The sequence below is a fragment of the Bartonella queenslandensis AUST/NH15 genome (assembly GCF_000312585.1).
Taxonomy (GTDB): domain Bacteria; phylum Pseudomonadota; class Alphaproteobacteria; order Rhizobiales; family Rhizobiaceae; genus Bartonella; species Bartonella queenslandensis_A.
Map to the genome: position 1 here is coordinate 14,687 of NZ_HE998003.1, position 5,669 is coordinate 20,355.

The window sequence follows — 5,669 nt, forward strand, 5'->3', positions numbered from 1 at the left end:
ACAAGGATTTGTCCTAAACGCCCTCCGACAACAACACTGATCGCAGACCAGACAACAAAATCTCCGATTTTCTCTTTAGTCATAGGAGGGTGGTTTTTATGCCATAGAGATGGTTTTTTTAATAATTTTTGCGCATACCACCACGCAAAAAGAATACCCACAACATAACCAAGTCCATACCAATGAAATGTTATGGGGCCTAGCTGAATAATGACAGGATCAAGAAAAGACGGAAAAGCAATAGCTGGACAGACAAGATTGTTCATGAATTAAGCACTTTACATTATATGAGATGGATATGAAGTGACTCTTATGAACAGGAATGACAGATGAAGACACAACGGTCAAGTCAGGAAGGAAACAAGTCAAAAAGGAGAATAGATTTCCACTAGTTTATTGTGGTAAAAAATTATAATGGTAAAAGGAACAAATTACAGTATCTAAGCGTTATGAGAATACGCTATAATGCGTGCGTCAATAATTAGAATTTAAGAATTAAAATTTAAGGAAAAATGTTATGCGTAATGGATCAAACCGTATTCTTGATGAATTAGCAAAATTAGCAACAGATGTCGCTGACGTTGCGCAAGGTATACGACGTGAAGCTGGAACAGCTTTTCGTGTGCAGGCTGAAAAGATAGCCAACAAACTTGATCTTGTTTCACGCGAAGAATTTGAGACTTTTAAGGAGATGGTGCTGAAAATTCATGCTGATCATGCTGATTTTAAAAGTCGTCTTGATGATTTAGAAAAAGATAATTTAGAAAAAAAGCAAACAGGAAAAAAGTAAAATAATTTTTCTACGATAAAGAATCTTCAAAAAATATCCCCAATTTTTCAGTATGATGTGTGAAACTAAAAAATGCTTAATCTTGAGTCTGTTAGAGCAGAATATTTATTTATTTTTAATTTTTTTTGGGGGTAAAACACATTTTTTTGAATCAGGGGGCTGGCGCTATGAAATTGTATCAATACACTGAAAAGACTTGATGATTCGTTTTATGATGATCAGGTTGCCCTATAAGAGCGTGATTGTATTCTGGGGGGGTAGAGTATCGATGTTTTTAATATGTATTTGTTTGGTGTAAAGGTTCTGATTGTAACAAAATATTGTTACGATTTTAAGCGGTTTATATTCTGTTGACAATGTTTTAAGATGATTGAGGATTGTGATGAGGCTTGCATTTTGCGCCACAGAAAGAAGAGAGCATCCTGTTGACTTTATCGAGCAGATTGCTTGTGAATATGATTGGTCGTTTGAGCGGGATGCACAAGATGAAATTAGTGTTTGTGTGGAAGGAAAACGGGCAAATTATCATCTTGCTTTTTCATGGATAGAAGAGCAGGAAGCACTTCATTTGGCTTGTTCATTTGATCTTTCTATTGCAAATGCTCGAACAGCCGAAATACAACGCTTATTGTTAGCGATTAATGAAAAGTTGTTGTTGGGACATTTTGATTACTGGCAAAGAAATAATTCGATTATTTATCGGCAAGGTCTTCTTTTAGCTGGTGGAGTGCACCCATCCCATATACAGGTTGAAACATTGTTGATACATGCACTCAGAGCCTGTGAAAGCCATTATGTTGCCTTTCAGATGGTGGCTTTATCGGGAGAAAGTGCTTATAAGGCACTGCAATACACTTTGTTTGAAACTGTAGGAAATGCTTAAAATATCAAGTCTGTTCTTTTTACAGATGTTTTGCTGAAAGATGCTCATAGGGGGATATCAAGAATAGCGCGTAATCCCCCGAGAGGGCTTTCATCTAATTGTATGTTGCCGCCATGACTGCGAGCTATATCTTGGGCAATAGAAAGACCAAGTCCTGTACCGCTTGCATCTTGATTTCGTGCTTTATCAATTCTGAAAAAAGGTTTAAAAACTTCTGTCCGCATATTTTTATGAATTCTAGGTCCATCATCGTCGATAATCAATATAAAAGATTCTTGTTGAGAGTTGGCGGTTAATACAACAGTTGTGCCGTAAAAAAATGCATTTGATACAAGATTGCTGACCAAGCGGGTGAAAGCACGGGGGCGTACTTGTATCTCTTTAGAGCCTTCAATGGTATAAAAAAATTGACGTTTGTGAAGATGAGCATCGGCAGAAAATTTTTGCATAAGAGAATTTAGATCAAAATTCTTGACACTCTCGCTTCCTTCACCACGGGCAAAAGCAAGATAATCTTCTAACATATTTTGCATATCATTGACATCTTGCTCAAGTGGTTTAATATCAAAATCAGTATTTGCGAGTGCTAGCTGAAGTTTAAAACGTGTAAGAATAGTTCTTAAATTATGGCTTACGCCTGAAAGCATCATAGTGCGTTGTTCTATTTGGCGTTCAATACGTTCGCGCATGCGTAAAAAAGCGATACCTGCACGACGGACTTCGTCGGCCCCTTGTGGTTGAAATCCTTTTGGTAAGGGACGACCTCGTCCAAAACTTTCAGCCGCTTCAGCGAGTTGTTGAATTGGTTTTATTTGATTGTGCAAGAAATAAATTGCTATCAGCAATAAAACAAGAGCCGTTCCTACCATCCAGCTTAAAAAAATAGCGGTATTGGAAGCATAGGTTTGGCTGCGTGGGGCAAAGACACGCAAGATATTGTGACCAAGGTGGATACGGATTTCAACAAGATCAGAATCCCCTACGGTATCAATCCAGAAGGGACGATTGATTTGGCGAGTGATTTCTTTACTTAGAAAATAATATTTCTTCACTTAGAAAATAATCAAGAATGGCAAAAAATGGCTTAGGTCCTGGAGGGGGTAGGGGAGCAGGAGAGAGAATAGAAATGTTTAATCCCATACGTTGTTGCGCAATGCGTTTGATATCTTCATAGTTATCTTGTTGCGGATATGTTTCAAGAATATCAATAATGGCTGAAATATCATGCACGACAGCCGTTGAAAGACGCTCAGTTACCATGTGCCAATGACGTTCCATAAAGACGTAAGCAATGACTGTTTGCAGAAGTACCATAGGAGCGATAATAATGATCAAAGAGCGAGCATAAAGCCGTTTAGGCATTTTTTTTGTTAACCATCGAAAAGAAATTCTTAAAGCTTTAATCATTCTTGTGCCTATTCCATTGAGAGTTTATACCCTAGTTTGGAGCCATATAGGCAGTGCTGGATTTTTTTCGATCTTACGACGAAGGCGGTTGATTTGTACATCAATGGCACGTTCACTGATGGTGTTGTCATCTATTGCAAATTGATGACGCGGAATAATGTCACCTGCATTTTCTGCAAAAATGACCATCATTTTTTGTTCTTTATCGGTTAATTTAATAATTTCTCCTCCCCTTTTGAGTTCGCGCCGTGAAATTGAAAATATATAAGGACCAAAAACGATTTGCTCAATTTTGGGTTGGCTAAGGGGAAAACCTCGGCGCAAAATGGCATTGATACGAAGAAGGAGTTCACGAGGGTCAAATAGCTTAGCTAGATAATCATCTGCGCCTGCTTCTAATCCACGGATACGATTGTCTGTTTCGGATAAAGCTGTCAGCATGAGGATAGGAACGTCTTTTGTTTGGCGGAGTGAATAGGTAAGGCTGATACCGGTTTCACCAGGCATCATGACATCAACAATAAGAAGATCAAAATCTAAACTTGCCAACAGCTTTCTTGCTTCATCAGCATTGGCTGAAACTGAAACACGAAATCCATTTTTAATGAGAAACTGAAATAAAAGATTGCGAATACGTGTATCGTCATCAATCACAAGAAGGTGGGGCGCATCGTCACACAAAATTTGAACGTGATTGGTCATTCTTCAAAACCTTTAAACGGCGTTTTCAAAAGATTTAACTTTACATAAGTTGCATAAAGCTGTCGAGCAGGCTATCCTATAGAATGAAGGAAATGTTTCTTGTAAGCTTAAAAAGATTTATTTTTAAAAAGGATTTCATGAGTCATTTTAGTACCCATATAATTCCCGTTACGCTTTTTCAGCAAAATTGTACCTTGCTTTTTGATACAGAACAAAAAGTAGGGGTTCTAGTGGATCCTGGTGGAGATTGGGGCCGAATTCAAGAGGTTATTGCAAAGAAGGGTATTACCGTTGAAGCGATTTGGATAACGCATGGTCATTTTGATCATGTGGGAGCCGCAATGCAAGCAAAAGAGGCCCTTGGCGTTAAAATTATCGGTTCACATTGCGATGATAAGCCTGTGATGGATACTGTGGTTGAGAGTGCAAGAAGCTATGGTATCACGGATGCATCTATTTGTATTCCTGATCAATGGTTAGAAGATGGCGATAGTGTCCATTTTTCTGAACATGTGTTCAGGGTTTTTCATACACCAGGGCATTCTCCTGGTCATGTTATTTATTTTAATGAAAAAGAACGTTTCGCTTTATTGGGGGATGTTCTCTTTCGTGGTTCTATTGGGCGTACAGATTTTCCTTTTTGTTCACATGAAAAATTGATGAAATCACTTCGAGAAAAAGTTTTACCTTTAGGAGATGACGTTCGTTTCATTTGTGGGCATGGTCCTGGAAGTTATCTAGGCTATGAGCGTCAATGGAATCCTTTTCTTCAAGAGCTCAATACATGACTCCATAACAACATGACCCCATAACACTTTAAAGCGTTTTGAGGTCACTAAAATCCTTTTTAGGAAAGTAAAAATATTAGTTCAATGGAGCATAACAAAAGTGGTCTTGTCCATCATAGCCTCGAAAAGTACCTGTTTGGGGGTTAAATGAACGGTATTTTTTCTTGCAATATTGCAGCCAGCCATGCGTCCATGGTTGCTGGAGTGGTTGGTATGTCGCTGTTGACTGAGATTCATAAATGATTTGGGTTTGAGGAACTTGTTGATACACCACTTGCGGAACCTCTTGATACACAACCTGCCTTTGGGGCATGGGTTGGTAGATAATTTGTGGCTGTTCTGGTTTTTTCAAAACATTACCAAGAACTGCTCCGGCCGCGAGACCAAGAATACCCGCTGCTAAAGCATCTCCTGAGTTATTACGCGTTACATGATGCTGATGTATATGATGATGTGTTGTTTTTTTGCGTTCGACATAATGATATGTGTTGCGTTCAACATGATGACGATGATGTTCTCGCCTTTTATGGTCAACATGGTGGTGAGGATGAGAATGAGAAGAGTGATGTCTTTCAACAGTAGAACGGCTGTTAGAACTATAAGAAGGAAAATGCGTGTTCATTCCTTTCCTCATATCTTCTATTTGCTTATTCATATTGTTTCTCATATCATTTATTTGCTTCTCAATATGATGTTCATTATTCATCCATTGGCTATTTGCAAGCGTTGTACTTATTGGCACCAAAATGGTTGCTGCTGATACCGCCGATAATACCGCTAGTTTAGTAGATTTTTTCATAGCGACACTCCTTAACTTAAATTCACATTTCTTTACATCATATACCTGACAAACTGAATATAATCTGAATGACTTTTGGCTTTATTTTGACAAAACGAATAAGGAGCTATTTGGTTGACAAAAAATGATAAAATAAACAAAGAATAAAGATCTTTTTTCATAAAAAAACACTCTATTTATATTAATTGATAAAAATTATATTTATAAAGTCTCATTTTCTACAAAAATAACAAAATTCTTATTGAATAGATAATTCTTGCATCATACGATTCCGTATAACTCAAAAAATAAAAATATGAA

6 protein-coding genes and 1 pseudogene are annotated in these 5,669 nt (G+C 37.6%); 3 read left to right on the forward strand and 4 right to left on the reverse strand.

The genetic code is table 11. The features are described 5' to 3' along the window. Positions 1-266: prolipoprotein diacylglyceryl transferase family protein (locus tag BN338_RS05225; RefSeq protein WP_039759759.1), on the reverse strand; the 266-nt coding region annotated here is incomplete at its 3' end. Between the two features lie 251 nt (positions 267-517). Here BN338_RS05225 and BN338_RS05230 point away from each other — a divergent pair. Then, positions 518-790 carry an accessory factor UbiK family protein gene (locus BN338_RS05230; RefSeq protein ID WP_039759760.1) on the forward strand — a complete coding sequence of 91 codons (273 nt, stop codon included), beginning with the start codon at positions 518-520 and terminating at the stop codon, positions 788-790. A 382-nt stretch (positions 791-1,172) separates the two neighbouring features. After that, positions 1,173-1,673 (forward strand): type III secretion system chaperone family protein, encoded by a 501-nt coding sequence (locus BN338_RS05235; RefSeq protein ID WP_039759761.1) that lies wholly within the window; start codon positions 1,173-1,175, stop codon positions 1,671-1,673. 44 nt (positions 1,674-1,717) lie between these two features. On the opposite strand, the pseudogene BN338_RS05240 reads toward BN338_RS05235, so the two are convergent. Together BN338_RS05240 and BN338_RS05245 are read right to left on the reverse strand one after the other, a co-directional pair. Next, positions 1,718-3,080 (reverse strand): annotated as a pseudogene (locus tag BN338_RS05240) (sensor histidine kinase). A gap of 24 nt (positions 3,081-3,104) precedes the next feature. Next, on the reverse strand, positions 3,105-3,782 hold the full coding sequence (locus BN338_RS05245) for a response regulator (RefSeq protein WP_039759763.1): 678 nt from the start codon (positions 3,780-3,782) through the stop codon (positions 3,105-3,107). Positions 3,783-3,919: 137 nt separating this feature from the next. Here BN338_RS05245 and BN338_RS05250 point away from each other — a divergent pair, with 137 nt between their 5' ends. Continuing rightward, a complete protein-coding gene (locus BN338_RS05250; protein WP_039760117.1) occupies positions 3,920-4,570 on the forward strand; it encodes an MBL fold metallo-hydrolase in 651 nt (216 codons plus the stop codon). Positions 4,571-4,646: 76 nt separating this feature from the next. On the opposite strand, the gene BN338_RS05255 is transcribed toward BN338_RS05250, so the two are convergent. Beyond that, positions 4,647-5,369, reverse strand: coding sequence for a BA14K family protein (locus BN338_RS05255; protein ID WP_039759765.1), 723 nt, complete (start codon positions 5,367-5,369; stop codon positions 4,647-4,649). Between the last annotated feature and the right edge of the window lie 300 nt (positions 5,370-5,669).

Coding starts and splice junctions, on each gene's coding strand:
- BN338_RS05230 (WP_039759760.1), top strand. CDS start 518: ATGCGTAATGGATCAAACCGTATTCTTGATGAATTAGCAAAATTAGCA.
- BN338_RS05235 (WP_039759761.1), top strand. CDS start 1,173: ATGAGGCTTGCATTTTGCGCCACAGAAAGAAGAGAGCATCCTGTTGAC.
- BN338_RS05245 (WP_039759763.1), bottom strand. CDS start 3,782: ATGACCAATCACGTTCAAATTTTGTGTGACGATGCGCCCCACCTTCTT.
- BN338_RS05250 (WP_039760117.1), top strand. CDS start 3,920: ATGAGTCATTTTAGTACCCATATAATTCCCGTTACGCTTTTTCAGCAA.
- BN338_RS05255 (WP_039759765.1), bottom strand. CDS start 5,369: ATGAAAAAATCTACTAAACTAGCGGTATTATCGGCGGTATCAGCAGCA.